At 66.7% G+C, this 26,820-nt stretch carries 20 protein-coding genes, 1 tRNA gene and 1 pseudogene; 14 read left to right on the top strand and 8 right to left on the bottom strand.

What is annotated here, in order from left to right:
- Window positions 1-2: 2 nt before the first annotated feature.
- From infB to IPK27_21955, 4 genes are all read right to left on the bottom strand, one after another.
- Window positions 3-2,621 (bottom strand): translation initiation factor IF-2, encoded by a 2,619-nt coding sequence (infB, locus tag IPK27_21970; GenBank protein MBK8070177.1) that lies wholly within the window; start codon window positions 2,619-2,621, stop codon window positions 3-5.
- A 56-nt stretch (window positions 2,622-2,677) separates the two neighbouring features.
- The gene (gene nusA, locus IPK27_21965; protein ID MBK8070176.1) at window positions 2,678-4,177 is read right to left on the bottom strand and encodes a transcription termination/antitermination protein NusA; all 1,500 of its coding nucleotides are present in this window, start codon (window positions 4,175-4,177) and stop codon (window positions 2,678-2,680) included.
- Complete coding sequence (rimP, locus tag IPK27_21960) at window positions 4,174-4,680, bottom strand: ribosome maturation factor RimP (GenBank protein MBK8070175.1); 507 nt, start codon at window positions 4,678-4,680, stop codon at window positions 4,174-4,176. The genes nusA and rimP overlap by 4 nt, the downstream gene beginning before the upstream one ends.
- 67 nt (window positions 4,681-4,747) lie before the next feature.
- A tRNA-Met gene (locus tag IPK27_21955) sits at window positions 4,748-4,824 on the bottom strand.
- 328 nt (window positions 4,825-5,152) lie between these two features.
- On the opposite strand from IPK27_21955, the gene gap reads away from it, so the two are divergent.
- From gap to IPK27_21925, 6 genes are all read left to right on the top strand, one after another.
- Complete coding sequence (gene gap / locus IPK27_21950) at window positions 5,153-6,163, top strand: type I glyceraldehyde-3-phosphate dehydrogenase (protein ID MBK8070174.1); 1,011 nt, start codon at window positions 5,153-5,155, stop codon at window positions 6,161-6,163.
- 364 nt (window positions 6,164-6,527) lie between these two features.
- Window positions 6,528-8,594: an Ig-like domain-containing protein gene (locus IPK27_21945; protein ID MBK8070173.1), complete on the top strand. Its 2,067-nt coding sequence runs from the start codon at window positions 6,528-6,530 to the stop codon at window positions 8,592-8,594.
- A 38-nt stretch (window positions 8,595-8,632) separates the two neighbouring features.
- Complete coding sequence (locus tag IPK27_21940; GenBank protein ID MBK8070172.1) at window positions 8,633-10,543, top strand: DUF1302 domain-containing protein; 1,911 nt, start codon at window positions 8,633-8,635, stop codon at window positions 10,541-10,543.
- A gap of 26 nt (window positions 10,544-10,569) precedes the next feature.
- Complete coding sequence (locus IPK27_21935) at window positions 10,570-11,928, top strand: DUF1329 domain-containing protein (GenBank protein ID MBK8070171.1); 1,359 nt, start codon at window positions 10,570-10,572, stop codon at window positions 11,926-11,928.
- 130 nt (window positions 11,929-12,058) lie between these two features.
- Window positions 12,059-13,162 carry a hypothetical protein gene (locus IPK27_21930; protein MBK8070170.1) on the top strand — a complete coding sequence of 368 codons (1,104 nt, stop codon included), beginning with the start codon at window positions 12,059-12,061 and terminating at the stop codon, window positions 13,160-13,162.
- A 12-nt stretch (window positions 13,163-13,174) separates the two neighbouring features.
- Window positions 13,175-15,688, top strand: a complete 2,514-nt coding sequence (locus IPK27_21925) for an MMPL family transporter (GenBank protein MBK8070169.1) — start codon at window positions 13,175-13,177, stop codon at window positions 15,686-15,688.
- Window positions 15,689-16,248: 560 nt separating this feature from the next.
- Here the strand turns inward: IPK27_21925 and IPK27_21920 are convergent.
- On the bottom strand, window positions 16,249-16,716 hold the full coding sequence (locus IPK27_21920; GenBank protein MBK8070168.1) for a hypothetical protein: 468 nt from the start codon (window positions 16,714-16,716) through the stop codon (window positions 16,249-16,251).
- A 115-nt stretch (window positions 16,717-16,831) separates the two neighbouring features.
- Between IPK27_21920 and pxpB the strand changes: the two genes are divergently transcribed.
- The 8 genes from pxpB (at window position 16,832) to IPK27_21880 (ending at window position 23,359) form a co-directional block, all read left to right on the top strand.
- The gene (gene pxpB / locus IPK27_21915; GenBank protein ID MBK8070167.1) at window positions 16,832-17,494 is read left to right on the top strand and encodes a 5-oxoprolinase subunit PxpB; all 663 of its coding nucleotides are present in this window, start codon (window positions 16,832-16,834) and stop codon (window positions 17,492-17,494) included.
- Between the two features lie 2 nt (window positions 17,495-17,496).
- A complete protein-coding gene (locus IPK27_21910) occupies window positions 17,497-18,474 on the top strand; it encodes a biotin-dependent carboxyltransferase (protein ID MBK8070166.1) in 978 nt (325 codons plus the stop codon).
- An 837-nt stretch (window positions 18,475-19,311) separates the two neighbouring features.
- Complete coding sequence (locus IPK27_21905) at window positions 19,312-20,067, top strand: LamB/YcsF family protein (GenBank protein ID MBK8070165.1); 756 nt, start codon at window positions 19,312-19,314, stop codon at window positions 20,065-20,067.
- The gene (locus tag IPK27_21900; protein MBK8070164.1) at window positions 20,064-20,741 is read left to right on the top strand and encodes a DUF969 domain-containing protein; all 678 of its coding nucleotides are present in this window, start codon (window positions 20,064-20,066) and stop codon (window positions 20,739-20,741) included. Before IPK27_21905 ends, IPK27_21900 begins: the two co-directional genes overlap by 4 nt.
- Window positions 20,742-20,911: 170 nt before the next feature.
- The gene (locus IPK27_21895) at window positions 20,912-21,844 is read left to right on the top strand and encodes a DUF979 family protein (GenBank protein ID MBK8070163.1); all 933 of its coding nucleotides are present in this window, start codon (window positions 20,912-20,914) and stop codon (window positions 21,842-21,844) included.
- Window positions 21,841-22,443, top strand: a complete 603-nt coding sequence (gene pcp, locus IPK27_21890; protein ID MBK8070162.1) for a pyroglutamyl-peptidase I — start codon at window positions 21,841-21,843, stop codon at window positions 22,441-22,443. Before IPK27_21895 ends, pcp begins: the two co-directional genes overlap by 4 nt.
- Window positions 22,343-23,101, top strand: coding sequence for a Crp/Fnr family transcriptional regulator (locus tag IPK27_21885; GenBank protein MBK8070161.1), 759 nt, complete (start codon window positions 22,343-22,345; stop codon window positions 23,099-23,101). Before pcp ends, IPK27_21885 begins: the two co-directional genes overlap by 101 nt.
- A gap of 69 nt (window positions 23,102-23,170) precedes the next feature.
- The gene (locus tag IPK27_21880; GenBank protein ID MBK8070160.1) at window positions 23,171-23,359 is read left to right on the top strand and encodes a DUF2892 domain-containing protein; all 189 of its coding nucleotides are present in this window, start codon (window positions 23,171-23,173) and stop codon (window positions 23,357-23,359) included.
- A 55-nt stretch (window positions 23,360-23,414) separates the two neighbouring features.
- Here the strand turns inward: IPK27_21880 and IPK27_21875 are convergent, their stop codons facing one another.
- From IPK27_21875 to IPK27_21865, 3 genes and pseudogenes are all read right to left on the bottom strand, one after another.
- Window positions 23,415-25,472 (bottom strand): exo-alpha-sialidase, encoded by a 2,058-nt coding sequence (locus IPK27_21875; protein MBK8070159.1) that lies wholly within the window; start codon window positions 25,470-25,472, stop codon window positions 23,415-23,417.
- 135 nt (window positions 25,473-25,607) lie between these two features.
- Complete coding sequence (locus IPK27_21870; GenBank protein MBK8070158.1) at window positions 25,608-26,234, bottom strand: Crp/Fnr family transcriptional regulator; 627 nt, start codon at window positions 26,232-26,234, stop codon at window positions 25,608-25,610.
- 131 nt (window positions 26,235-26,365) lie between these two features.
- A pseudogene (locus tag IPK27_21865) lies at window positions 26,366-26,817 on the bottom strand (sigma 54-interacting transcriptional regulator).
- Between the last annotated feature and the right edge of the window lie 3 nt (window positions 26,818-26,820).

Here is a 26,820-nt window from a genome sequence, read left to right as displayed (position 1 = left end):
CCTCAGGAAGACGTCAGCGTGCGCTGCACTTCGATGCGGTCGAAGCACTCGATCTGGTCGCCGACCTTGACGTCGTTGTAAGCCTTCACCGCGATGCCGCACTCCATGCCGTTGCGCACTTCCTCGACCACGTCCTTGAAGCGACGCAGCGATTCCAGTTCGCCCTCGAAGACCACCACGTTGTCGCGCAGCACGCGGATCGGCTTGTTGCGCTTGACCACGCCCTCGATGACCATGCAGCCCGCCACCGCACCGAACTTGCTGGAGCGGAACACGTCGCGCACCTGCGCCAGGCCGATGATCTGCTCGCGCGTCTCGGTGCCGAGCATGCCGGTGAGCGCCTTGCGCACATGATCGATTGCTTCGTAGATGATGCTGTAGTAGTTGATCTCGACACCGCCTTCCTGCAGCACCTTGCGAGCCTGCGCATCGGCACGCACGTTGAAGCCGATGACGATGGCTTTGCTGGCGACCGCCAGCGTGGCATCGGATTCGGTGATGCCGCCGACGCCCGAGGCGATGATGTTGACCTTGATCTGGTCGGTGGCCAGCCTGGTCAGGGACTCGCGCAGTGCCTCGGCGCTGCCCTGCACATCAGCCTTGACCAGCAGGTTGAGGGTCTGCACCTCGCCCTGGCCCATCTGGGCAAAGATGTCGTCCAGCTTGTTCGAGGTCTTGGCCAGGCGCACGTCGCGGTTGCGCAGTTCGCGCGCCGTGGCGGCGTCGCGTGCGGCGCGTTCGTCGGCCACGACGAGGAAGTCGTCGCCGGCATTCGGCGTGCCCTGCAGGCCGATGACCACCGCCGGAATCGACGGGCCAGCCTCGGCGATCTGGCGCCCGGCTTCGTCGAACATCGCGCGCACGCGGCCCCACTGGGTGCCGGACAGCACGATGTCGCCCTTCTTCAGCAAGCCGGATTGCACCAGCACCGTCGCCACCGGGCCGCGGCCCTTGTCGAGGGTGGATTCGACCACCGTACCGCGCGCACGGCCCTTGGCTGCGGCCTTCAGTTCGAGCACTTCGGACTGCACCAGGATGGCGTCGAGCAGGTTGTCGATGCCCATGCCGGACTTGGCCGACAGTGGGATCACCTGAACGTCGCCGCCGTATTCCTCGGGGACCAGCTCGTGCTGCAGCAGGCCCTGCTTGACCCGTTCTGGATCGGCGTCGGCCTTGTCCATCTTGTTGACGGCCACGATGATCGGCACCTTCGCCGCCTTGGCGTGGTTGATCGCCTCGATCGTCTGCGGCATCACGCCGTCGTCGGCGGCGACCACCAGGATCACGATGTCGGTGATCTTGGCGCCACGCGCACGCATCTGGGTGAAGGCCGAATGGCCCGGCGTGTCCAGGAAGGTGATGATCCCCTTCTTGGTGTTCACGTGGTACGCGCCGATATGCTGGGTGATGCCGCCAGCCTCGCCAGCCGCCACGCGGGTGCGGCGGATGTGGTCGAGCAGCGAGGTCTTGCCGTGGTCGACATGACCCATGATGGTGACCACCGGCGGACGCGTCTGCGCGTCGCCCGCGCTCGGATCGTGCGACAGGATGTCGGCCTCGACGTCCTTGGCGCCGGACTTCTTGACTGAGTGGCCGAGCTCTTCGGAGACCAGCACGGCGGTGTCGTGGTCGATGCTCTGGTTGATGGTCACGAACACGCCCATCTTCATCAACGCCTTGATGACTTCCGGTGCCTTGACCGCAAGCTTCTGCGCCAGGTCCGCCACAATGATCGTGTCGCCAACTTCCACTTCGCGCACCACCGGGGCTGTAGGACGGGAGAAGCCGTGGTCGCGCCCGCCGCCGCGCTGCGGCTCAGGAGCGCCATAGCGCTTGTGCGGTTTCTTCTTGGCGCGGCGCGCGTGATCGGACAGGTGCAGCTGGCCGGCGGCCGGAACTACCGGTTCGGCTTCGTCGACCACCACCTCGTCTTCGATCGCACGGGCGACCGGCGCGCGCTTGGGCGCGTTCTTGTCCGGCTTGTGGCCACGCGGCTTGTCGTCGGCCTCGACGCGGCCCGGCTTCTTCGGCTTGGCGGCTTCGGTCTTTACGCGCTCTTCCTCGGCCTTGCGCTTGGCTTCTTCCTCGCGCAGGCGCTCGGCTTCCTCGGCGGCGCGGCGCTCGGCTTCCTCGCGGTCGCGCTTGCGCGCCTCTTCGATCTCGCGTTGCTTTTCCTCGTCCGCCTGGCGCCGCGCCTCGGCGTCGCGGCGGACCATGTCCTCGCTCTCGCGACGCAGGTGCGACTCGTTCAGCAGGCGCTGGGCTTCCTCGCGTTCGGGATCGTGCTCGGCGGCCTCGGCGACGGTGCTGCGCTTGACGTAGATCTTCTTCTGGCGGACTTCAACGTTGACCGTCTTCGCGCCGCGGCCGGGGCCGCCGGTGGGGACCGTCAGCTCGCTGACAGTCTTGCGCTTGAGCGTGATCTGGCTCGGCGCTTTCAGGTCGGCCTTGGCCTTGCCGTGTGCAGAACGCAGATGCTCCAGCAGCGCGACCTTCTCGGTGGCGCTGACCTCCTGCTGGACACTGTTGAACTTCATGCCGGCCTCGGCCAGCTGTTCAAGCAGGCGCTCGGGGCTCACCCCCAGCACGGTCGCCAGCTTTTCGACGGTCACTCCTGCCATTCGCTTCTCCAAATTCAGCGTCGGACGCGCCCGGGAGGGGCGCGCACCGGTTCATCTCAAGCCTGGGTGTCGCCATCGAACAAGGGCGCGCGCGCCGCCATGATCAGCGCCGCCGCACGCTCCTCGGTCATGCCCTCGACGTCCATCAGTTCGTCGGTGGCGAGGTCGGCGAGGTCGTCGCGGGTACGGATGCCGGCGGCGGCCATCGCATAGGCGGTGGCCTCGTCCATGCCCGCGACCGCGAGCAGCGAATCGTCCGGCTTGTGTTCTTCGAGCGCCTCTTCCTTGGCGATCATCTCGGTCAGCAGCGCGTCGCGGGCGCGCGCCCGCAGCTCCTCGACCAGGTCCTCGTCGAACTCGTCGATGTTGAGCAGCTCGCCGGCCGGCACATAGGCCACTTCCTCGACCGTACTGAAGCCCTCGCGCACCAGGATCGCGGCGATTTCCTCGTCCACCTGCAGGTTGTCGACGAACAACTGCACCGCCTGGGTCGATTCGGCCTCGCTCTTGGCCTGGGCCTGCTGCTGGGTCATGACATTCAACTGCCAGCCGGTCAGCTTGCTGGCGAGGCGCACGTTCTGGCCGCCGCGGCCAATCGCCTGGGACAGCTTGTCCTCGGCCACCGCCAGGTCCATCGAGTGCTTTTCCTCGTCGACCACGATCGACTGCACTTCCGCCGGCGCCATCGCGTTGATGACGAACTGCGCCGGGTTGTCGTTCCAGAGGACGATGTCGATGCGCTCGCCATTCAGCTCGTTCGACACCGCCTTGACGCGCGAGCCCTGCATGCCGATGCAGGCGCCGACCGGGTCGGTGCGGTTGTCGTTGGCGCGCACGGCGATCTTGGCGCGGTCGCCCGGATCGCGCGCGGCGGCCATCACGTTGACCACGCCCTGGCCGACTTCCGGCACTTCGAGCTTGAACAGCTCCATCATGAATTCGGGTGCGGTGCGCGAGACGAACAGTTGCGGGCCGCGGGCCTCGCTGCGCACGTCGTACAGGATGCCGCGGATGCGGTCGCCGGCGCGGAAGTTCTCACGCGGGATCACGCGTTCGCGCAGGATGATCGCCTCGGCATTGGCGCCGAGGTCCAGGTAGATGTGGCCGCGCTCGATGCGCTTGATGATGCCGGTGACCAGGGTGCCGACCTTTTCCTTGTACTGGTCCACCACCTGGCCGCGCTCGGCCTCGCGCACGCGCTGCACGATCACCTGCTTGGCGGCCTGCGCGGCGATGCGGCCGAATTCGGCGTTCTCGATCGGCTCCTCGACGAAGCCGCCGATCTCGATCCCGGGGTTGTCGTCGCGCGCCACGGTCAGCGCGGTCTGTCGCTCCGGGAATTCGAGCGGCTGGTCGTCGGCGATCACTTCCCAGCGACGGAAGGTCTCATAGGCGCCGGTGACCCGATTGATCGACACCCGCGTCAGGATGTCGCCGCCATGCTTGCGCTTGGCCGCTGAAGCGAGCGCCGCCTCCAGCGCGTCGAAGATCACCCCACGCGGGACGCCCTTCTCGTTGGCGACGGCATCTGCGACCAGCAGCATTTCCTTGCTCATGCTTTCTTACCCTTGCGCGGTGAGCGCGAAACCTGCGCCGGCGCGAAGCGCGGCACCAGTTTCGCCTTTTCGATGTCGGCGACGGCCAGCGTGACCGGTCCGGTGTCCATTTCGATTGTCACCCGGTCGCCGTCCACGCTGGCGATGCGCCCCAGGAAGCGGCGACGGCCGTCGATCGGCACGCCGGTGGTGGCGCGCACGTCCGATCCGACGAAGCGCGCGTACTGCTCGCCGCGGAACAGCGGGCGATCCAGGCCTGGGGAGGAGACTTCCAGCGTGTAGTTGCCGCTGATCGGGTCATGCACGTCGAGCAGCGCCGACACCTCGCGGCTGACCTGCTCGCAATCTTCCAGCGTGACCGGGCGGTCCGGGTGGTCGATGTACAGGCGCAACAGGCCGCCGGCGCGCGACAGCGCCAGTTCGCTGCCCCATAATTCGAGTCCGAGCGCCTGCACCGTGGGGCCGAGCAGTGCCTCGATTTCCGCCTTGCGCTGCGCAGCCATTTGGCCCTGCCTGGGTGGAATTCGGGCAACAAAAAAGCCTCCGAAGAGGCTTTCTGTCGAAAACCATTGGTAGCGGGGGCAGGATTTGAACCTGCGACCTTCGGGTTATGAGCCCGACGAGCTGCCTGACTGCTCCACCCCGCACCAGAAGCTCGCCATAGTAGCGTCGATGGGTGGGCGGCGCAAGGGGGTGGCAGGTGGTTGTTGGTGTTGGTTGTTGGACAAGGCCGGCAGATCGGGAGAGTTCCTGCACGCGATAACCGGCCAGCAGCACCCGGTCGCTGCAACCTGGTTGATGCTGTACCCCGCAACAGCCTCTGACGCCAAAACCAATACCAACTCCCACAACCAACACCAACAACCAACACCAGCAACCAGCACCGTCTCGCCGCTGGCTTGATCCCTGCCAAACCCAAGGTGCGTCCCACCCGCTAGTATCCGGCCTCACTTTCCCAGCCCCACGGAGTCTCCAATGGCCCTTCGAGTCGGAATCAACGGCTACGGCCGCATCGGTCGCAATGTCCTGCGCGCGCTTTATGAGTCGCAGCGCAACCATGAGATCCAGATCGTCGCGGTCAACGACCTCGGCGACGCGGGCACCAATGCCCACCTGACCCAGTACGACACCGCGCATGGCCGCTTCAATCAATCCGTCGGGGTTGATGGCGATTCGCTGGTGATCGGTGGTGATCGCGTGCGCGCGCTCGCTGAGCGCGATCCATCCAAGCTGCCGTGGGGCGAACTGGGTGTCGACCTGGTAATGGAATGCACCGGCCTGTTCACGAGCAAGGCAAAGGCGGGCGCGCACCTGGCCGGAGGCGCCAAGAAAGTCCTGATCTCGGCGCCGGGCGGCAACGATGTCGACAATACGGTGGTTTTCGGCGTCAATCATCAGACCCTGCGCCCTGAGCACACGGTTGTCTCCAATGCCTCCTGCACCACCAACTGCCTGGCGCCGCTGGCCAAGGTGCTGCACGAGGGCATCGGCATCACGCACGGCCTGATGACGACCATCCATGCCTACACCAACGATCAGGTGCTGACCGACGTTTATCACTCCGACTTGCGCCGCGCGCGTTCGGCCACGATGTCGCAGATTCCGACCAAGACCGGTGCGGCGGCCGCCGTCGGTCTGGTGCTGCCGGAACTCAACGGCAAGCTCGACGGCTTCGCCATGCGCGTGCCGACGATCAACGTGTCGGTGGTCGACCTGTCCTTCGTGGCCGCCCGCGCCACGTCCAGGGAAGAGATCGACCAACTGGTGACCGCCGCCGCCGAGGGCCCGCTCAAGGGCATCCTTGGCTTCAACAAGAAGCCGCTGGTGTCGGTGGACTTCAACCACGATGCCCGTTCCTCGGTGTACGACGCGACCCTGACCAAGGTCATGGGCGGTACGCTGGTGAAGGTGTGCGCGTGGTACGACAACGAGTGGGGTTTCAGCAACCGCATGCTGGATACCGCGCTGGCAATGATGAAGGTCTGAGACTGCACCCCTCCGGCGCGCCCTGCAGCGCGTCAAGACGGGGGCGTACCGTGGAACGCAAACGGCGCCTGCGGGCGCCGTTTGCGTGTCCGGCGCCTGCGACAGGCTCTGCTGCAGCGCAGCATAAGTCCTTGTTTCAAGCGTTAGTTTTATGTTGCGTTCAGTTGATGCCGCTCCTTATCATCGAGGCGTCACACCCTCGTCCCGATCACCGAATAAGGAATCCGCGCATGCACCTCCAGCGGCTCGTTCCACTGGCTATCGCCGGTCTCCTGTTGGGCGCCTGCTCCGGCAGCAGCAACAGCCCGCGGGCTACCCCGCAGCCCCCGCCACGAACGGCAATGGCACGTTCGTCAGCGGCATCATGACCGCGCGCTTCGATCCCACCGCCGCGGTGATCCCGTTCCCGAACAACCTGCTGAGTCAGGGTTCGCGCGATCTGACGATCAACGCGCCGGCGGCCAACCCCAACAATTTTGGCGACCCCACCGTGGCGCTGAATGCGCTCGACGGGTTCAGCACCACGGCACCGTTGACTGCGGTGTTCTCCGCGGCGATCGCGCCGGGCACTCTGGTTGGCGGCTCCACCGTGCGCGTCTTCGAGGTGCAGATCGTGACCTCGGGCCCGGCGACTGGCGCCGTGCAGCGCGTGGTCCGAGAGCTGGCCTCGCCCTCCGAGTACGTGGCTGCAGTCGCCACCTCGGATGCCGCCGGCCGCACGCTGGCGATCGTCCCGACGCGTCCGCTGGAAGAGCTGAAATCCTACATGGCGGTGGTCACGAAGGGCGTCACCGATACCGCCGGCAACAACGCCACGCCAGACCAGACCTACTTCCTGGCCAAGCGCACCTCGCCGCTCGCCTCCTGCAGCGGCACTGCCTGCGTCTCGCTGGATCCGCTGCTGCCGGCCAGCTCGGCTTGCGCGCTGGAGCCGCTGCGCCAGCTGACCAACACCTTCGAAGCCGCTGCGGTGACTGCGGGCGTGGTGCGCAATGACATCGTGGTCTCCTGGGTCTTCAACACCCAGGGTGTGACGCCGACCCTGCGTGCACTGCGCACGCTGACGCGCCCGTCCACCACGCGCTTCGCGTTTTCGGGCCTGACCACCGCGGCGGCGGGCTTGCCGCCGATCGCCGACATCTATATCGGTACCATTGACCTGCCGTATTACCTGACGGCGCCGGGCGTGGGCACGCCGGCGAATCCGCCGACCGCGGTCCTGACCGGATTCTGGCGCGCTGGCGCGGGCGCCTACGTGGCCCCGTTCAACCAGCTCGGCCTGGATCCGACCTCGACCAACGTCACCGTCGCGAATCCGATCCCGCTGGCCACCACCACGGTCACCGTCCCGGTCCTGGCCACGCTGCCGAACGCTGCTTCCGGCCGCACCCGTCCGGCCTCCGGCTGGCCGGTGGTGATGTTCCAGCACGGCGTGACCCGCAACCGCTGCGACATGCTTGCGATCTCGGCGACGATGGCGCAAGCCGGTTTCGCGGTCATCGCGATCGACCAGCCCTTGCATGGCGCGCACCCGACCCGTACCTCGGATCCCTGCCGTCCGTTCCACATCGGTGGCACGCCGTTCGCCCAGCTTGGTGCGCGTGAACGCACCTTCGACGTCGACATCCTCAACGAGACCACCGGTGCCTACGTGCCCGATGGCACGGTCGACTCCAGCGGTGCGCACTCGATCAACCTCGGCAGCCTGCTGACCTCGCGCGACAACCTGCGCCAGGCGGTGGCGGACCTGTTCGTGGTCGCCGCGTCGATCCCGAGCATGGACGTCAACGGCAACCAGGTGCCGGACTTCGACGGTTCGCGCATCGTGTTCACCGGCCAGTCGCTGGGCAGCATTGTCGGTACGCCATTCATGGCGCTCGAATCGACTGTGAATACCGGCGTCCTGAGCGTGCCGGGCGGCCAGATCGCGTTCTTCCTCAACGGCAGCCCGACCTTCGGCCCGCGAATCCGCGCCGGCATTGCCGCCGCCCGCGGTATCACCCAGACCGATCCGAGCTTCCCGGGTCTGCTGTCGCAGTTCCTGCTGGTGACTCAGACCGTGGTGGATTCGGCTGACCCGGTCAACTACGCCCGCCTGACCACCAGCGAACGCATCCTGCTGCACGAAGTCGTCGGTGGTGGCAGCGTGCTGCCCGACCAGGTGATTCCGAATACGGTCACCGGCGCGCCGCTGGCTGGCACCGAACCGCTGATCGCGGCGATGGGCCTGAGCACGATTACGGCCACCACGCAGAACGCCAACGGTATCCGCGGCGCGGTTCGCTTCATCCAGGGCGACCACGGTTCGCTGCTGTCGCCAGCTGCCTCCGGTGCCGCGACGGTCGAGATGCAGACGCAGATGGCGGCGATGCTGGCGACGGGCGGCACCCAGGTGCCGGTGACCAACACCAGCGTCATCCGCGCCCAGTGACCTTCGACGCGAATACCGGATCGATCATGGAGAACACAATGAAGCTCACCGGAACCTCCCGCGCGCCGAAGCACCGAGTGCTTGTGGCCGCCGTCACCGTGGCCCTCGCGGTCGGCGCCACCCCGGCGCTGGCCTTCGAGTACACCAACGGCGACTTTTCGCTGACGACCTCCAACACCATCAGCTACGGCGTGCAGTCGCGCATGCAGAAGCCCGCCGAGAACCTGATCGGCAAGGCCAATCTGTTCACGCCCAACCCCGCTGCCGGCGTGCTGTTCCCGGCGCAGCTGCCGAATGCCCAGCAGCGCCTGCTGCCGGGCCGTTTCTCGGTCAACTCGGACGACGGCAACCTCAAGTGGGATCGCGGCGACGTCTTCAGCAACGCGATCAAGTGGAACGGGGAACTCTCCTGGCAGTACGGCGAGCACTTCGGTGGCTTCGCCCGCGCCTTGTCGTTCTACGACTACGAGAACCAGCGCCGCGACGATATTTCCGACCTGGCCAAGCAGAAGGTCGGCAAGGACACCCAGTTGCTGGACTTCTTCGCCTACGCGAACTTCCAGATGGGGTCGGTGGACAGTCAGGTACGCCTCGGCCGCCAGGTGGTCAGCTGGGGTGAGAGCACCTTCATCCAGCAGGGCATCAACGTCGTCAACCCGATCGACATCTCCAAACTGCGCGTCGCCGGTTCGGAGCTGAAGGAAGCCTTCCTGCCGATCGACATGGTCTTCGCCAGTTTCGCGTTCAACGAGAACCTGTCGATGGAGATGTTGTACATGCTCGAGTTCGAACAAACCGAGCCCGAGCCTGCCGGCACCTACTTCAGCACCAACGACTTTGCCAGCCTCGGCGGCGAGTACGTGATGCTGAACTTCGGCCTGGTCGGCGAGCCGAGCAACTACGATCTCTGCCCGACGATCCTGTCCGGCGTGAACCCCTACGGCACCAGTGCCGCCGGCCAGTTGCTGTTCACCATCGACCGCACCGCCTGCTCGGCCGCAGTGCCGCGCAATCCTGACCGCTTCGCCGACGACGACGGTCAGTACGGCGTCAAGTTCACCTACTTCTCGCCGGACCTGAACAACACCGAGTTCGGCCTGTATTTCCTCAACTACCACAGCCGCCTGCCGCTGCTGTCGGGCGTGGCGGTGACCAACTCGAATGCCTTCTCGGCCCGCTACTTCGCCGAGTACCCGGAGGACATCGAGCTCTACGGCTTCAGTTTCAACACCACGCTGGAAGGCTCCGGCATCGCACTGCAGGGTGAAATCAGCTATCGCCCGAACCAGCCGCTGCAGATCGACGACGTCGAACTGCTGTTCTCTGCGCTCAGCCCGCTGAACGCAGTGATTCCGCAGCCGGTCAATCGCTTCATCAGCCAGCTTGGCAGCTACGCGCCGGGCGAAGAGATCCGCGGCTGGGAGCGCCACGAAGTCAGCCAGTTCCAGTTCACCGCGACGAAGATCATCGGACCCGACAACTGGGTGGCTGCCGACCAGATCTCCGCCGTGATGGAAATGGGCTTCACCAAGGTGTGGGACCTGCCGGACCACTCGGTGCTCCGTTACCAGGGTGACGGCACCGATACCGGTGGCGGCCCGGACTTCCTGACCGGCGCGTTCCGCAATCCGCAGACGCTGGACGAAGGCTTCCCGACGCAGTTCTCGTGGGGCTATCGCCTGGCGGGCCGCGCTGACTACAACAATGCCTTCGGTTCGCCGTTCACGCTGTCTCCGCGCCTTGCGTTCAACCACGACGTCAACGGCATCACCCCGGGGCCGGGCGGCAACTTCCTCGAGGGTCGCCGCTCGCTGACGGTAGGTGTCGAGGCCAACTACCTCAATGAATGGTCGGTGGACGTGAGCTACACGCGCTTCATGGGAGCCGGCAATTTCAATCTGATCCACGACCGCGATTTCGTCGCTTTCACCGCACGTTACGCGTTCTGATCCAGTCGACAGGAGGGGAGATCATCATGACAAAGCACAAGCTGCGCCTGCTGGGCGCGATAGCTGGCCTGTCGTTCGTCGCGGGTCTGCAGGCCGCCGTGCCGCAGGCCCAGGCGGATCGGCTGGGCCGGGACCTGACGCCGATGGGCGCCGAGAAGGCAGGCAACAAGGAGGGCACCATCCCGGCCTGGGAGGGCGGCATCACCAAGCCGCCGGCCACCTACAAGCTGGGCGATTTCCATCCGGATCCGTTCCCGGGCGACAAGGTGGCGATGGCCATCACGCCGGCCAACTACAAGGACTACGCGGCCAAGCTGTCGCCGGGTCAGCAGGCGATGTTCGCCAAGTACCCGACCTTCCGTATGGACGTGTACCAGACCCGTCGCAGCGCCTCGTTCGCCGAGCGCATCTACCGCATGACCAAGCAGAATGCGGTGACGGCGAAGATGATCGGGCAGGGCGCCGGCGTCGAGGATTCGGCCGAGGGCATCCCGTTCCCGATTCCGCAGGACGGCTTCCAGGTCATCTGGAATCACAAGCTCAAGTACAAGGGCGTTGCGGTGCGTCGCTGGGCCAACCAGGCAGCCCCCACGGCGGCCGGCGCCTACACGCCGATCCGCATCCGCGAGGAGCTGCTCGGCCTGTACTGGAAGGAAGGCAACAAGATCGCCGACATCAACAACGTGCTGACCTACTTCTACCAGGAAGTGCTGGCACCAGCGCGTCTGGCCGGCAGCGTGCTGCTGGTCCACGAAACGCTGAACCAGGAAGCCCAGCAGCGCCAGGCCTGGGTGTACAACCCCGGCCAGCGCCGCGTGCGCAAGGCGCCGAACGTCGCCTACGACAATCCGGGTACCGCGTCCGACGGCCTGCGCACCAATGACATGACCGACATGTTCAATGGCGCGCTCGACCGCTTCGACTGGAAACTGGTCGGCAAGCGCGAGATGTACATCCCGTACAACAACTACAAGATCCACGCCAAGGGCCTGGACTACAAGGACATCCTGCGTCCCGGCCACGTCAACCCGGACCTGATGCGCTACGAGCTGCATCGCGTGTGGGTGGTGGATGCCACGCTGAAGCAGGGCTTCCGTCACATCAACAAGCGCCGCACCTTCTACCTCGACGAGGACAGCTGGCAGATCGTGATGATCGATCACTACGACAGCCAGAACCAGCTGTGGCGCTACAGCGAGGCAGCGACGATCAACTTCTACGACCAGCCCATGTGCTGGACCACGCTGGAAACGCACCACGACCTGAAGTCGGGCCGCTACATCAGTTCCGGCATCGACAACATGGAAACCGTGGTCGACTTCTCGCTGCAAACCTCGGCAGACAAGTTCTCCCCGCAGGCACTGCGCGGCCGCGGCGTCCGCTGAGCGTTGGTTGACGGACGCCAGCCGGGGCCAGGTGTGCCCGGCTGGCGTTCGCGTTTTCAGGACATCGAGACCGCGGCGGAACCATCGGCGCGTGCTCTTCCATGAACAGGGCTGATTCGAGGGGAAGCGAATGAGGCAGCACCGACACCTGGTCGACTGGCGGCGATGGCCGGTCGTACCCTTGCTCCTGCTGGCGATGGCCGGCGCGGCGAATGCGCAGGACGAGGCCGCGCCGCCCGCGAGCGCTTCCAACTGGCCCGACCCATCGTCGTCTCCGGCCGAGATCCTCGATGTGGCGCGCATCCAGAAGTCGCTGCTGCTCGACGCAGCCAACGCGCGGGACCGCGCGGTGGTTGTCGGCGATCGCGGTCACATCCTGGTCTCCGAATCGCGCAGCGAATGGCGCCAGGTGCCGGTACCGACCCGCAGCATGCTGACTTCCGTCTATGCGGTCGACAACAAGTTGTGGGCAGTGGGTCATGACCAGGTCATCGTCTACAGCAGCGATGGCGGCCTGACCTGGACCCTGCAACATCACGACGCCGCCGCCGAAGGCCCGTTGCTTGACGTGCTCTTCCTCGATGCCGAACGCGGTTACGCCATCGGCGCCTACGGCCAGTTCCTGAGTACCACGGATTCCGGCGCGAACTGGACCGTGCAGACGATCAGCGACCGGGTCGGCGCGTCGGCCCCCGCCGCAGTCGCGGCCGACGAGGCGACAGACATGGGCGAGGACGATTCCGGTCTGGCGAGCACCGACATGGGCGAGGACGAGGGCGACCCGCACCTCAACGCCATCGTTCGCACCTCTGCCGGCCTGCTGATCGTCGGCGAAGCCGGATCGACCTACCGCTCCACCGACAACGGCGCCAACTGGACCCGCGGCGACCTGCCATACGAGGGCTCGATGTTCGGCCTGGTCGGCCTGGACAACGACACCGTGGTTGCTTTCGGCCTGCGTGGCAATGCCTTCCTGACCACCGATCTCGGCCGCAACTGGGAGCGCCTGGAAACCGGCACGGAAGCGACGTTGCTGGGTGGCGCAGCCGTACCCGGTGCGCGCGCCGTGCTGGTGGGCGCCAGCGGCAGTGTGCTCTTGCTGCCGGCCAATTCGCTGCAATTGCGCGGCTACACGTTCTCCGACGGTGGCGTCATGAGCGCCGTGTTGCCGATCACCGAGAGCGAGTTCCTCACGATCGGCGAGAACGGTCTCGCCACCTACCAGCCGAACTGAGGGGATCAGACCATGGCAGGTTTTGGATCGGGCGCCGACCATCAGGGCTACCCTGTGCTCGAGCGCATCATCTTCGGCAATCGCGGCGTTGTTCTGGCGATCTTCGCGCTGATCACGCTTGGCTTCCTGCTCGCAGCCAGCCAGCTGCGCATCGACGCCGGCTTCCGCAAGCAGCTGCCGCTGCAGCATGAGTACATGCAGACCTTCGTGGATTACGAGGTCGAGTTCGGCGGCGCCAATCGGGTGTTCGTGGCGCTGATCGACAAGAGCGGCAACATGTTCAACAAGGAGTTCTTCACCGCGCTCGAGGCGGCAACCGAGGGCGTGAAGGCGATCCACGAAGTCGACCCGGCCCGGGTGCGCTCGGTATTCACGCCGAACACGCGCTTCGTCGAGATCGTGGAGGGCGGGTTTGCCGGTGGCAACGTGATCCCGGCGAACTTCTCCACCACGGCGCCAGGTTTCGATCCCACGCCCGAGGACTTCGAAACCATCCGTACCAATATCGTCAAGGCGAACATCGTCGGTCGCCTGGTCGCGAAGGACTTTTCGGGCGCCATGGTGCAAGCCGAACTGATTCCGGAAACGGCGGCGGAAGGCGGCAAGCTCGACTACCAGGAAATCGGCAACAAGCTCGAAGCGATCCGCACCCAGCTGGAGAGCGGCAACGTCACCGTGCACATCATCGGATTCGCCAAGGTGGTGGACGACATCGCCGATGGCGCGCGCTCGGTCATGTACTTCTTCCTCGCGACCATCGTGTTCACCTGGTTGCTGCTGTTCATCTACTCGACGTCGTTCAAGCTCGCCACATTGACCGTGGTGGCGGCTTTCATTGCCGTGATCTGGATGCTTGGCGCGCTGCGCCTGATGGGTTTCGGCATCGATCCGATGAACATGCTGACACCCTTCCTGATATTCGCGATCGCCGTCAGTCACGGCGAGCAGATGATCAATCGCTATCGCGGCGAAATCTTCTTCGGTGGCCTTGAAGAGGGTACCCCGGAAGAGTTGCAGACGCGCCAGGGCGTCCCGTCCGAAGAGGCTGCCAAACGCGCGTTCCGGCGCCTGCTGATTCCCGGATCGGTGGCGCTGGTGGCCGGCTGCATCGGCTTCGGCACGATCCTGCTGATTCCGGTCAAGATGATCTTCGAACTCGCTGTCACGGCCACGGTCGGTGTGTTCCTGACCATCTTCACCAACCTGATCCTGCTGCCGATCCTGCTGTCCTACACCAAGCTGGCCAACCTGCCGCGCAAACGCGCCTATCGCCTGCGACAGATCACCGCCTTCGACCACATCTGGTCCTTCCTGACGCGCTTCAGCCGCCCGGTCACCGCCGGCGTGATCATCCTGCTCGGCGCCACGGCGTGGTTCTTCGCGCACCAGCACGGCAGCAAGATGATGATCGGCGATGCGCAGGACGGCGTCGCCGAGTTGCGTCCGGAGGCGCGCTACAACCAGGATGCGCAACTGATCACCCAGCGCTTTGCCCTGTCCACCGACATCATCAACGTGATCGCCGAGGTAGGGCCTTTCGCCTGCACCGAGAGCTACGCGGCGATGGAAGTCATGGACCGCTTCGCCTGGAACATGCGCAACGTGCCGGGCGTGCAGCAGGTAGTGTCCCTGGCCGATGTCGGCCGCATCGTGACCGCCGGCTACAACGAGGGCAGCCTGAAGTGGCGCGCCTTGCCGCGCAACACCGAGGTGATGCGCCAGAGCCTGTCGAGCGTGGAAACCGACTCCGGCCTGATCGATTCGCCCGAATGCCGCGCGATGCCGATCATGGTGTTCACCGAGGACCACAAGGCGGAGACGATCACCCGCGTGGTCGATGCGGTGAAGGCCTTCCGCGAGAAGAACAACGCCTACGACATCAACTTCCGCGTCGAGCGCGCAGCAGCCGAGGCGGCCGCGCAAGAGAAAGGTGAGGAGTTCCGCACCGATGAGGTCAACCTGCGCCTGGCGACCGGCAGCGTTGGTGTAGCGGCGGCGATCAACGAGACCGTCAGCGCCCTCGAAAAACCGATGCTCTACCTGTTGTACGCCGCGGTGTTCCTGATGTGCATCCTGAGCTTCAAGAACCCGCTGGCTGCCGCCTGCATCGTGCTGCCGCTGATCCTGGTGACCGCACTGGGTGAGGCGCTGATGGTCGAATTGTCGATCGGCCTCAAGGTCAATACCCTGACGGTGGTCGCGCTTGGCGTCGGCATCGGCGTCGACTACGCCATCTACATCTTCGCCCGCATGCGCGAGCTGATGCAGCAGGGCAAGGGCCTCAGCCAGTCCTACTTCGAGGCGCTGAAGACCACCGGCATCGCGATCTTCTACACCGCACTGACGCTGGCGGTTGGCGTGGCCACCTGGATCTTCTCCGAGCTCAAGTTCCAGGCGGACATGGGCCTGATGCTGACCTTCATGTTCGTGGTCAACATGATCGCCGCCATCGTGTTCCTGCCGGCGCTTTGCCGCTGGCTGCTGCGGCCCTTCGAGAAGGTCAACTGGGAACCGCCGAAGTCCTGACCGCTTCGTCCAGACTGGCCAAACGCGGAGACGCGGAGGGCGCGGAGAGCAGCCAAGAGCTTCTCTTCCGCGCCCTTCGCGTTTCTTCGTTTCGGCATGGCGGATACGGCGCGAAGATGCAGAGGGGCTCGGCTCGCCGCGGTCATTTCAACGCCGAGGGCCGGGGGGCGCGGTTGGACATCAAGCGGATCCGGCCCTTCGCTTGCTCGCCGAGAGCCAGGCAGTGGCCGATATCGACGTTGTCTCTTCGCTTTTCTCCGCGTCCTCCGCGTCTCCCGGTAGTGGCTGCGAGGTCCAGAAACTGTTGCCAATCGCCTGGTTGTGCCTGCGGGCTTCAGCGATCTTCTCAGCTTTTGCCAGTGCGCGCTGGTGTGCACCCACCGGATAGCTGCGATGGCTCAGGGGCGCTGGAAACAGAACCAGCCGGCGTGCGCGCCGGGCGCTGGCGGGCGCCGACCCGGGCGTGTCGGCGCGACCAGGGATGGGGGACCACCCGGAACGCGGATGCCTGCATCGGTGCGCGTGGCAACCCCGCTCGGCCCGGCCCGCCAGGGTAGGAATCAGCGGTCCGATCGCCCGACCAGCGGCACCAGCGCCCAAAGTTTGGAGAAGGAGAAGGTCGGGACCAGCTTGCGCACCGAACGTTCGGCCGGGTCGGGGGTGGTAGGCGCCTCCACCGAGACCGATCCGCGCGGTAGATCGCGCACGCTGAACCCTTCCTTGCAGAAACGCGCGGCGTCCAGCGCAAAACGGTCCCAGCGCAGGAAATGCGCCTCCGGCACGTAGATCCAGTCCATGCTCGGCACGTCGCGCCCCAGCGGATCCCAGTAGCGCGATCCAGCCAGGGCCGATGCCTGCAGGCGCACGCGTCCCTTGAGGCGGAACGCCATGCCGTCGAAGCAGAACACCATGAACGCATGGCCCTTGATCATCGCGCAGGGCTTGCCAAACAACTGCCCCAGCGAGGTCTCGTGCGTGCGCACCAGGTATTCGCAGATGGTGTCGTAGCGCGTGCGCGCATTGGCCATGGTTTTCCCCCTCCCGGCTAATCGTAGCGCAGATGAGCGCCGGAATAGGCCATTTCGCCGGAGATTTCTTGACCGGCTTGGCGCAATCGGCGTGCGCGATGAAATACTCCGGCGTATGGACTTCGATTGCTGGCCCTTGGGCGACTCCGCGCTGCTGCTGCGTTTCGGCGCGCAGGTGGACGCGTGCGTCAATGCCGGCGTGCATCGCGCGGCCGCGGCTCTGGCGCGCGCGGACCTGCCCGGTGTGCGGTCCATCGCCGCGAGTTATGCGGCCCTGGTGCTGGCGCTGGATTTGCCTGCCGTCGCGCGCTCCGGCGGAACCGGAGCGCTGGTGTCGCGCGTGCGTGCCTCGCTGGCGATGCCCACGCAGGCAGATCATGGGCCGTCCCGGGTGGTGGAAGTGCCGGTCCACTACGGCGGCGACGATGGCCCCGATCTGGGCATCGTGGCCGAAGCCACCGGGCTTGGCCCTGCGGAGGTGATCCGCCTGCACAGTGAGGCCGCCTACCGGGTTGCGATGCTCGGGTTCCGACCAGGGTTCCCCTATCTGCTGGGTCTGCCGGCGGCGCTGCGCCTGCCCAGACGGGATTCGGTGCGGGCGCGCGTGGCCCCCGGCTCGGTTGCCATCGCTGGCGCGCAGGCGGGAATCTACCCGTCTGAATCGCCCGGTGGTTGGCATGTGCTCGGGCGCACCGGGGTGCGCCTGTTCGATCCGGTCCGGTCGCCGCCCTCGCTGTTGCTTCCGGGCGACCGGGTCCGCTTCGTGCCGGTGCCCTGAGCGTGCTGGAGATCCGCCGCATCGCGCCCTTGAGCAGCGTCCAGGACGCTGGGCGCTGCGAATGGCGGGCGCTCGGCGTGCCGCAATCCGGGCCACTCGATGAGTGGTCGCACGCGGTGGCCAATGTGCTGGTCGGCAACGATCCGCAGGCCGCGGCCATCGAAATCGGTTTCGGCCGCAGCCTGTTGCGCTTCAACCTGCCGGCGTTGATCGCGATCACCGGCGCGCGCACGCCGGTGCATGCGGGCGGCATGGCCTTGCCCACCTGGCGCCCGATTGCGCTGTCCGCCGGGGCCACGCTTGCGCTGGATCCTGCACAACTGGGCGCGCGCAACTACCTCGCGGTGGCCGGCGGCTGGACCCCCGAGGCGGTGCTCGGCAGCCGCAGTGCCCTGCAGAGCGAGGGTTTCCCTCCGTTGCTGCGCGCCGGCGATGAACTGCCGTTCGCGCCATCCGAGGGCCCGAGCGCCCGCTGGCTGCGCGGACTGCGCGCGGGCGCGCTTGCACTTCCGGCTCCGTGGTGGGCCGATGGCGAACCCTTGCTCGACCTGGACGCCCACGCCGGCTTGCGCGTGATCGAGGGCGCGCATTTCCACCTGCTGCGGGACCGGCGTGCGCTGTACCTGCAATCGTTCACCCTGTCGCCGAACGCCAACCGGATGGCCGCGCCACTGCAGGGTGCGCCGTTGGCCATCGACGACGCCGGTGCGCTGGTCAGCGAGCCCGTGGTACCAGGCACGGTGCAACTGCCGCCCGACGGCCTGCCGCTGATCCTGCAAGCGGAGGCCCAGACCATCGGCGGCTACGCGCGCATCGCGCATGTCGCGAGCATCGACCTCGCGCGGCTGGCGCAGCGACGGCCGGGTTCGTCGATTCGCTTCGAACCGATCAGCCTCGACACCGCCCGGCGACTGTGGGCCTGGCGCCGCGAACGCCTGATGCGCTTGCGCATCGCCGCGCTGGATCGCCTGGGCCGATAGTCTCGCTCAACGCAGAGACACAGAGAGCGCGGAGAAGAGGCGCGAGTAGCCCGGTGGTACGCGCGCAGCGCGTTCCCCGGGTACTTGCCGCCAGCCCCGGCGGTGAATCGCTGCGCGATACACCGCCCTACGCAAAATCAATGCCTTGCGACATGTGCGGTGAGAGTCCCGGTCGCCCCTGGTCGGTGCGCTTGTTCGCGCATCGAACTGGAGGGCACGAGGCCACGAGGGCACGAGGGCACGCAAGAGCCGGTTCGGTGCGTAGGAGCGCCTTTGCGTTCCCTCTTGCCCTCCGAATTTACCTTTTCTAAATCAATGCTCTGCGACATGTTCGGTGAGAGTTCCGGTCGCCCCTGGCGGTGCGCTTATTCGCGCATCGAACTTCTTCGCGACCCGCGCCACTTTTCTTGTCCGCAAAGGACGCAAAGAACGCAAAGGAAGCGAAAGCGGTTTCCGCTCTTCTTTGCGTCCTTTGCGGACAAACTGCTCTTCAGATCAATGAGTTGTCTGATGTTCGGTGAGAGTTGTCTGATGTTCGGTGAGAGTCCCGGTCGCCCCTGGCGGTGCGCATATTCGCGCATCGAACTGGAGGGCACGAGGCCACGAGGGCACGCAAGAGTCGGTTCGGTGCGAAGGAGCGCCTTTGCGTGCCCTCGTGCCCTCTTGCCCTCCGAATTTACATTTCTAAATCAATGCCTTGCGACATGTTCGGTGAGAGGGCTTCTCTCTGCGACCTCTGCGTCTCCGCGTTGAACGGTTGCGGGTTGGCGCCTGACGCCAGGTTGAACCCGGGCCTGCCGCAGGGTGATGATCGGCGATCCCCACGGACCCATGGACATGCGCGCGAGTTGCGATCTGAATGCCGACCTGGGCGAGAGCTTTGGCGCCTGGCGCATGGGCGATGATGCTGCGCTGCTCGACATCGTCAGCTCGTGCAACATCGCCTGCGGCTTCCATGCGGGCGATCCGACAACCATCCTGCAGACCCTGGAATGGGCGCAGGCGCGCGGTGTCGCCATCGGCGCGCACCCGAGCCTGCCGGACCTGGTCGGCTTCGGCCGCCGTGAGATGCAGATCGCGCCGGCGGAACTGCGCGCAGCGGTGCGCTACCAGGTGGCCGCGCTGCAGGGCTGCGCTCGCGCCGCCGGCGCGCGCCTCGGGCACGTCAAGGCGCACGGCGCGCTGTATGGGATGCTGGCGCGCGACGCGGACCTGGCGCGTGCATTCGTCGATGCGGTGATGCCACTGGACGCTGCGCTTGCCATTGTCGGCCCGCCGCGCGGCGAGTTGCGTGAGCTGGCGAATGCGGCCGGTGCGCGCTACCTGGTCGAGGGCTTCGCCGACCGTGGCTACTGCGCCGATGGCAGCCTGGTCCCGCGCAACCAGCCCGGCGCGTTGCTCCATGGCGACGCAGCGCGCGCGCAGGGCCTGGCGCTGGCGCGCGGCGAGACGATCCGCGCGGCGGACGGCAGCGCGCTGGACCTCGTGGTCGACACCCTGTGCGTGCATGGCGATGGCGCCGAGGCGGTGCAGCTCGCACGCGCACTGCGTGCGGCCATCGAGGCCGCCGGCATCGCGGTGCGCGCGCCATGAGCGGCCAGCTCGCCTGGGCGCTGCTGCCGGTGATCGTGGTCGTGCTCGGGTTCGCGCTGCGCCAGCACCCGGCGCGCGTGGTGCTGGCGGCGGCCGTCGCGGCCGGCATCGTCGCCGGGATGCACTGGCGCGAATGGCTGGAGACCCTGGGCCAGAGCTTCCTCAACGTGCGCTACCTGCTGGTGATCGTGCTGGCGCTGCCGGTGATCGCGCAGGTCGAGGCGCATGGGCTGCGCGACCTCGCACGGCGCCTGATTGCCGGCTGGAAGGGCGCGCGGCCCGGGCGCCTGCTGATCGGCTACCTCGCCGTGCGCCAGGGTTCGGCCGCGCTCGGGCTGACCAGCCTGGGCGGCCACGCGCCGATGGTGCGCCCTCTGGTCGCGCCGATGGCTGAGGCCGCCACCGAGCGCGACTCGCCCACGCCGCTGACGGACGCCCAGCGCGAGGACGCCCGCGCGATGTCCGCCGCCACCGACAATGTCGGCCTGTTCTTTGGCGAGGACCTGTTCCTGGCTTTCGGCGCGGTGCTGCTGATGCAGGCCTTCTTCGCCGAGCGCGGCATCCAGATGTCGCCCTTGCACATCGCCCTGTGGGGCATCCCGACGGCCGTTTGCGCCTTCGCGATCCATGCGGGGCGCTTGTGGTGGCGGGATCGGCGATGGCAGGTGCCCTGATGGTGCGGGCATCGTGACAGCGGGGCACGGGGCGGGACTGAGCCGCATGCTCGTCGGGCGAGGCCGCGATGTTGCGCTTCCAGAAGGTGCCTTCGGAACGCGCCCCTGGCCCAGGTCCCCCTCCCGTGTTGCCCGCGCGTCCGAGTGCCCCGGTGCCCCGCAAAGCCCCTATGTCCCTGACCCCGATCTACTGGCTGCTGGGCGCCTACTTCGCACTGATCGCGGCGCGGGCATGGCGCGACCGGTCGCGGACCTCGCGCTGGGCGCGTACGGGCTTCTTCGCGGTGCTTGCGCTGCTTTGCCTTGCGGGCGACTGGCTACCGCCGGCGCTGGCTGGCGTTGGCGTGCTGGCGCTGGCACTGATCGCCGGTTTCGGCCTGCCGGTGATGAGCGCGATTGCGCCCGCCGCCAGCGGCGCCAGCGGGCGGCCGCGGCTGCTCGCGCCGGTATTGGCGATTCCGGCGAGCACCATCGTGCTGACGCTGTCGCTGCCGCTGCTCAAGGTCGACGGCCAGGCGCTGTTCGCGGGCAGTGCGCCGGCCTTGTTCGGGCTGACCATCGCCTGCCTGCTGGCGCTGGTGCTCGCGCTCGCGGTGACCCGCGAGGGGCCCATGGTGGCGCTGGCGCGCGGCGGAGACTTGCTCGAGGCGATTGGCTGGGCGGTGCTGCTGCCGCTACTGCTCGCGGTGCTCGGCACGCTGTTCGCCAAGGCCGGTGTGGGCGACGCGCTGGCGCAGGCGATCGGCGCCGTGGTGCCGCTCGATGTGCGCTGGGTTGCGATCCTCGCCTATGGCCTCGGCATGGCGCTGCTGACGATGGCGATGGGCAATGCCTTTGCCGCCTTCCCGGTGATCGCCGGTGGCATCGGGCTGCCGTTCCTGGTCCAGGTGCATGGCGCGGATCCCGCGCCGCTGGCGGCCATCGGCATGCTCAGTGGCTACTGCGGCACGCTGATGACGCCGATGGCGGCCAACTTCAACCTGGTGCCGGTGGCGTTGCTCGACCTCAAGGACCGCAACGCGGTGATCCGCGCCCAGGTGCCCACCGCGATTCCGCTGCTGGGCGCCAACCTGATCCTGCTGGGAGTGCTGTGTTTCCGATGAGCGAGATCCTGCTGACCGGCTTCGAACCTTTCGGCGGCGACCCGCGCAACCCGTCGTCCGAGGCCTGCGCGTTGCTCGACGGCGCGGAGATCGCCGGCCACCGCGTGCGCGCGCTGACACTGCCCACCGCATTCAACGCCGCGGCGCTGAAACTGTTGCGCGAGATCGCGCGCCGCGATCCGGCGCTGGTGATCGCCACCGGCCTCGCGGTCGGCCGCGCCGAGATCACGCCCGAGCGCTTCGCGCTGAACTTCGCCGACGCGCGCATCCCCGATAACCGCGGCCGCCAGCCGCGCAGCAAGACCCTGGTCAAGGGCGCACCGCTGGCCTACGCGAGTACGCTGCCGGTCGACCGTATCGTCGCCCGCCTGCGCGCCGGGGGCATTCCCGCCGCGCCCTCGCTGTCCGCCGGCGCCTTCGTCTGCAACGAGCTGTTTTTCCGCCTGCGGCATGCCACCGAAGGCAGTGCCCTGCGCGCCGGCTTCATCCACGTGCCCTATGCCAGCGAGCACATCGTCGAGCGCCCGGGCACGCCCAGCCTGCCGCTGGCAACGATCGCGCAGGCCCTGCGTGTGGCGGCGGAGGTGGCGCTTGGCTGAGGGCTTGCCCGCCGTCGGCGAACTATATCCCTGCCTGCGTGGGCTGCCGTCGGAACTGTCGGCTGAACTCTCCGCGCTGAACCCGGTCCGCGTCCCTCAGGGCCATTCACTGTTCGATCGTGGTTCGCCCTGCGGCGCATTCCCGCTGCTGCTAGGCGGTGAGATCCGGGTGTCGTGCGTGGCCGCGAACGGGCGCGCCCTGTTGCTTTACAGCGTGCTGCCCGGCGAGTCCTGCGTGATTACCCAGGGCTGCCTGCTCGGCCAGCGCCGCTACAACGCCCGCGGCGTAGTGCATGCGGATTCGCTGCTGCTGCCGGTGCCGACCGGTTTGTTCGAACGCCTGCTGGCCGCGCATCCGCCTTTCCGGCAGTACGTCTTCGGCATCTTTTCGGAACGCTTCGTCGATCTGATGGCGCTGGTGGACGAAGTTGCCTTCAAACGCCTCGACCAGCGCCTGGCGCGCCTGCTGGTGGAGCAGGGGCCCGCGCTGCACACCACGCATCAGCGGCTGGCCGACGATCTCGGCAGCGTGCGCGAGATCGTCACCCGGTTGCTGCGCCAGTTCGCTGCCGACGGACTGGTCGAGTTGGCGCGCGAATCGATCGTCGTGCGCGATCCGCTGCGGCTGGCTGCCGTGGCGGCATCCGATCCTGTGTAACCTGGGTCACCGACATCGCCGCCGCGCGCGCCCAGACTGACCCCACCTCAACAACCAGTGGATTCAGTCATGAATGCAAACGTCGGTGGGATCGATCGCGGCCTGCGTATCGTCGTGGGCCTGGTGCTGCTCAGCCTGGTGTTCGTCGGTCCCAAGACCCTCTGGGGCCTGGCTGGCCTGGTTCCGCTGGCCACCGGATTCATGCGCTTCTGCCCGGTTTACCCGCTGCTGGGAATCAATACTTGCCCGAGGCAGTGAGCTTCCAGTTTCCGATGGCTGGCCCGGCCCTGCGCCGGGCCAGCCCCGGGTTGGATCAGTCGCCTTCGAAACCATTGGCAAAGATGGGCTCCGGCGGCAGATCGACCACATCGATCCGGCGATAGCTGGCAGCGGCGACGGTGCCATCGTTGGTCGACCACACGACATGACCTTCGAGGCCGTCCGGACGCACCTTGATCTGGGTCTCGAAGTCCTCGAGCGAATCGTTGTAGCCCCCCTGAACGTCGCCTGCGCTGAGTGCCTTGGCACGGGTCCAGCTCAGGCCTTCGTCCAGCGAGACCATCATGTAGATGTCCACGTCCCGGGGCACTTCGATCGGTTCCCGGGCATTGGTCTGCAGGCCGTAACCCACGTAGATCACGTTCGGGTTCTGGGTGTTGCCGGGCAAGCCGCCTGCGACGGTCGGTGGCGTGCCGACGATGCGCGGCTCCTTGACCGTCAGGCGCGACGGGCCGGTGATCTCCGGCGTCATGTTGACGGCTTCACTCCAGGTCAGGCCGCCGTCGGTGGAGCGGCGAATGAAGAAGTTGTAGGGATCGGTGTCGTCGAGGTACTGGAAGCGGAACAGATCAGGGGTGTAGCTGTATCCGACGATGATCGTGTTGCCGCGGATCACGCCGCGATGCGCCAGCGCGTTCTCGATCGGATTGTCGCCGGAGAGTGCGCCGGGTGCGGTTCCGGTGCCGCCCTTCAGCGCATCGCTGCCGCTGAAGTTCAGCGCCGCCGGCTGCGTGATGTCGATCTGCGGATTGCCACCGGTCACCACGCTGGAGCGGCAGTTCACCGCATCCACCGGCGGGCTCAGGGACTCGGGCGTGATCTGGCCGCCGGTGGTGCGACGCAGGAAGATGTCCGAGGGGCCGCCCTGGTCGTATTCGCCCTGCTTGTAGAAGAAGACCCGCGGCACATCGTTGGTGGCCTCCTGCGTCAGGAAACGCACGCGCCGGGCGTTCTCGTGCGGTTCGCTGATGATGCAACCGACTTCGCCGCCGACGGGGGGCAGGTTCCAGACAAAGGTGTGGTAGCGGATGTACTTGCCGATCACGAAGCCTTGCGAGCCCTTGGTTTCTTCGTAGGCGATGATCACGTTGGTGCCGATCTGGCCGATGTTGGCGCGCGATGCGCCGACGTTGCCGCGATCGTAGTCACCCGGCGGATGGGTGGCCTTGTCGCCGGCGCTGGACAGCGGGCCGAGGTCACTGGCGTTGCGGGTGATCCGTGTCGCGGTGGCCCAGGACGACGTCGCGAACGTGGCAGTGGGCAAACTGGCGTACCAGATATCGGTGCCGTTGTTGACGTTCGCGCCCGAGGCGCCATCGCCCGGGCCGTCGGCGTCGCCGAGCTTGAGGCCCATCGGATCTTCCTGCCAGTTGATCACGAAGGCGCTGGAGTTGCCGCGATTGGCATCCTGCTTGACATCGCGCAGGCCATTGCTCAGGCGCTCGGTCAGGTAGGGGAGGCCGCCGGGCCAGACGGTATCGAATGCGTGCGTGGTGCTGTTCCAGCGCAGGCGCGACACGTACATGCAGCTGTACGGAACGGTGATGCCGTTGAGCTCCGGATAGACCACGAAGCGCTGCGCACCGCCAGGGCAGTAGGTGCCGCCCCAGGTGACGATGATGTTGTTGCCGACATTGAACACATTCGCCTTGTCCGAATCGCCCGGGTAGTCGGTGGCTCGCGGGTCATTGGCGATGTCAGGGTGGCCGTCCGGCCCCAGCGCCGGCGCGCCGGTGCCCTCGAGGATGCCGAGCGCCGAGGTCAGCGACGCGGTGTTGGAGATGTTGAGCGACGGGCCCCAGGTGTCGCCGTTGTCGATCGACACGCGGACCACGATGTCGAAGGGCTTGCGGATCACTTTGGACTTGGTGTCGTAGGCCAGTCGCGGAACGTCCTGCGCCTCGCCGTAGATGGCGAACAAGGTGCCGTCGGGCGTGCGCAGCAGCTTGACCTTGTCGGTGGAGACCGTGCCGGAGATCTCGGCAGGCGCATCGGCAGGGTGCAGCAGCAGCGTCTTGTTGTTGATCACGTAGGCGAGCGCAGTACCTGCAGCGACCAGCACTGCGGCCGTGGCCCAGGGAAGCAGTTTCATCGTGAGCTCCGGATTGACGACGCCGGCGGCGCCATTCCGTGCAGTGTTTCCGATGTGCTTGCCGGCACGGTATGACGTGCGTCATGCCCAGGGGGGTATCTGGAAGCCCCGCATCCGGAGACGTCGGCGCAGCAATCAGGCCTTGCAGAGCTGTCGCAGCGCCTCGCGGTCGATCTCGAAGCCCGGGCCTTCCTCTTTCAGCCAGCCCTGCTGGAGAAAGGCAGAGCACACCCGGCTGGCGGTCTCCGGACTGGTGTCCACCAGCGCGGCCATGTCCTGCCGCGACATCCGGAACGGCATCGTCTGGTCGAAATCATCGAGCAGGCACAGCAGCCGCGCGATCCTGGCCTGCACTTCGCCGCTCAGCAGGTCGAGCATGATGTGCTCGGCCTGCGCCAGATTGTCCCTCCAGCGTTGGGTCAGGCTGGCGTGCAACTCGGGCCGCAGCCGCGACAACTGCTCGATCACGCTGATCGGGATCCGGCAGGCTTCGACCTCCGTCAGCGCGTCCGCACGATGCTGGTAGCGCATCGTCGCAAGCGCTTCCAGGCCGACGACATCGCCGGCGCGCAGCAGGCGCAGGATCCGGTGGCGTCCGCTGGGAAGCTCCTCGACCACCTTGACCAGCCCGCTGCGCAGCGTCAACACCGTGTCCGCCGCATGGCCGGGATGCTGCAACCGGGTGCCGGCAGGGATGCGATAGCTGTCGATTGGCAGCAGGGTACTTTCCAGGTCGCCTGGCTGCAGCGGCGCAAACGGCATGCTGTGGCGCACCGCGCAACGGGCACACAGCGAGCGTCCGGTCCAGAACGGATCCAGGCAGATGGGACGCGCTGAGTGGCTCGATCTGGGCACGGCGACGACCATCGGGCAAGGGTCGCGGTTGCGACCGATCAGGATCGCGATACTGCCGCAAACTCCAGCCCGAAGCGCGCCAGGTACTTGCGTAGCCGGTCGCTGTCGTTGACCGAGCCGCGGCGTTCGCGGCTGGCCTGGAACAGGCTGCGGCCGGCTTCGCTCAGGGACTTCGAGGCGCGGCAGAGACGCACCACTTCGGCCAGTTGCACGCGGTCGAAGCGGTCCAGTTGCTCCGCGCCGTCCGCGCCGAGCAGGGCGACGAAGTCGATCTCGCCTTATGCTTCGTCCCTCTGCGGCCGGTCCACAGGCGGCGCAGGCGGGCGATTTCCTCGTCGCCGCCGCGCAGGGTCGCGCAGTCCACTTCGACGAAGCGTCCGGCCAAGCCCTGACGCTGCTTCTTCAGCTCGAAGACATTCGCCGCGATCTCGCATTTGCCGGCACCGGTCGGGCCCATCAGCAGCATCGGCGCGCGGCACTTGACGGCCATCCG

Source organism: Rhodanobacteraceae bacterium (genome assembly GCA_016713135.1).
Lineage (GTDB): Bacteria > Pseudomonadota > Gammaproteobacteria > Xanthomonadales > SZUA-5 > JADKFD01.
This window is presented reverse-complemented; position numbering and strand designations above follow the sequence as displayed.

Excerpts from the sequence above, each read along its gene's own strand:
- infB (MBK8070177.1), bottom strand. The coding sequence starts at position 2,621 with ATGGCAGGAGTGACCGTCGAAAAGCTGGCGACCGTGCTGGGGGTGAGC.
- IPK27_21875 (MBK8070159.1), bottom strand. The coding sequence starts at position 25,472 with ATGAAACTGCTTCCCTGGGCCACGGCCGCAGTGCTGGTCGCTGCAGGT.
- IPK27_21905 (MBK8070165.1), top strand. The coding sequence starts at position 19,312 with ATGCGCGCGAGTTGCGATCTGAATGCCGACCTGGGCGAGAGCTTTGGC.
- nusA (MBK8070176.1), bottom strand. The coding sequence starts at position 4,177 with ATGAGCAAGGAAATGCTGCTGGTCGCAGATGCCGTCGCCAACGAGAAG.
- IPK27_21900 (MBK8070164.1), top strand. The coding sequence starts at position 20,064 with ATGAGCGGCCAGCTCGCCTGGGCGCTGCTGCCGGTGATCGTGGTCGTG.
- IPK27_21880 (MBK8070160.1), top strand. The coding sequence starts at position 23,171 with ATGAATGCAAACGTCGGTGGGATCGATCGCGGCCTGCGTATCGTCGTG.
- rimP (MBK8070175.1), bottom strand. The coding sequence starts at position 4,680 with ATGGCTGCGCAGCGCAAGGCGGAAATCGAGGCACTGCTCGGCCCCACG.
- IPK27_21940 (MBK8070172.1), top strand. The coding sequence starts at position 8,633 with ATGAAGCTCACCGGAACCTCCCGCGCGCCGAAGCACCGAGTGCTTGTG.
- IPK27_21930 (MBK8070170.1), top strand. The coding sequence starts at position 12,059 with ATGAGGCAGCACCGACACCTGGTCGACTGGCGGCGATGGCCGGTCGTA.
- IPK27_21895 (MBK8070163.1), top strand. The coding sequence starts at position 20,912 with ATGTCCCTGACCCCGATCTACTGGCTGCTGGGCGCCTACTTCGCACTG.
- gap (MBK8070174.1), top strand. The coding sequence starts at position 5,153 with ATGGCCCTTCGAGTCGGAATCAACGGCTACGGCCGCATCGGTCGCAAT.
- IPK27_21935 (MBK8070171.1), top strand. The coding sequence starts at position 10,570 with ATGACAAAGCACAAGCTGCGCCTGCTGGGCGCGATAGCTGGCCTGTCG.
- pcp (MBK8070162.1), top strand. The coding sequence starts at position 21,841 with ATGAGCGAGATCCTGCTGACCGGCTTCGAACCTTTCGGCGGCGACCCG.
- IPK27_21885 (MBK8070161.1), top strand. The coding sequence starts at position 22,343 with ATGCCAGCGAGCACATCGTCGAGCGCCCGGGCACGCCCAGCCTGCCGC.
- IPK27_21870 (MBK8070158.1), bottom strand. The coding sequence starts at position 26,234 with ATGCCGTTTGCGCCGCTGCAGCCAGGCGACCTGGAAAGTACCCTGCTG.
- pxpB (MBK8070167.1), top strand. The coding sequence starts at position 16,832 with ATGGACTTCGATTGCTGGCCCTTGGGCGACTCCGCGCTGCTGCTGCGT.
- IPK27_21945 (MBK8070173.1), top strand. The coding sequence starts at position 6,528 with ATGACCGCGCGCTTCGATCCCACCGCCGCGGTGATCCCGTTCCCGAAC.
- IPK27_21925 (MBK8070169.1), top strand. The coding sequence starts at position 13,175 with ATGGCAGGTTTTGGATCGGGCGCCGACCATCAGGGCTACCCTGTGCTC.
- IPK27_21920 (MBK8070168.1), bottom strand. The coding sequence starts at position 16,716 with ATGGCCAATGCGCGCACGCGCTACGACACCATCTGCGAATACCTGGTG.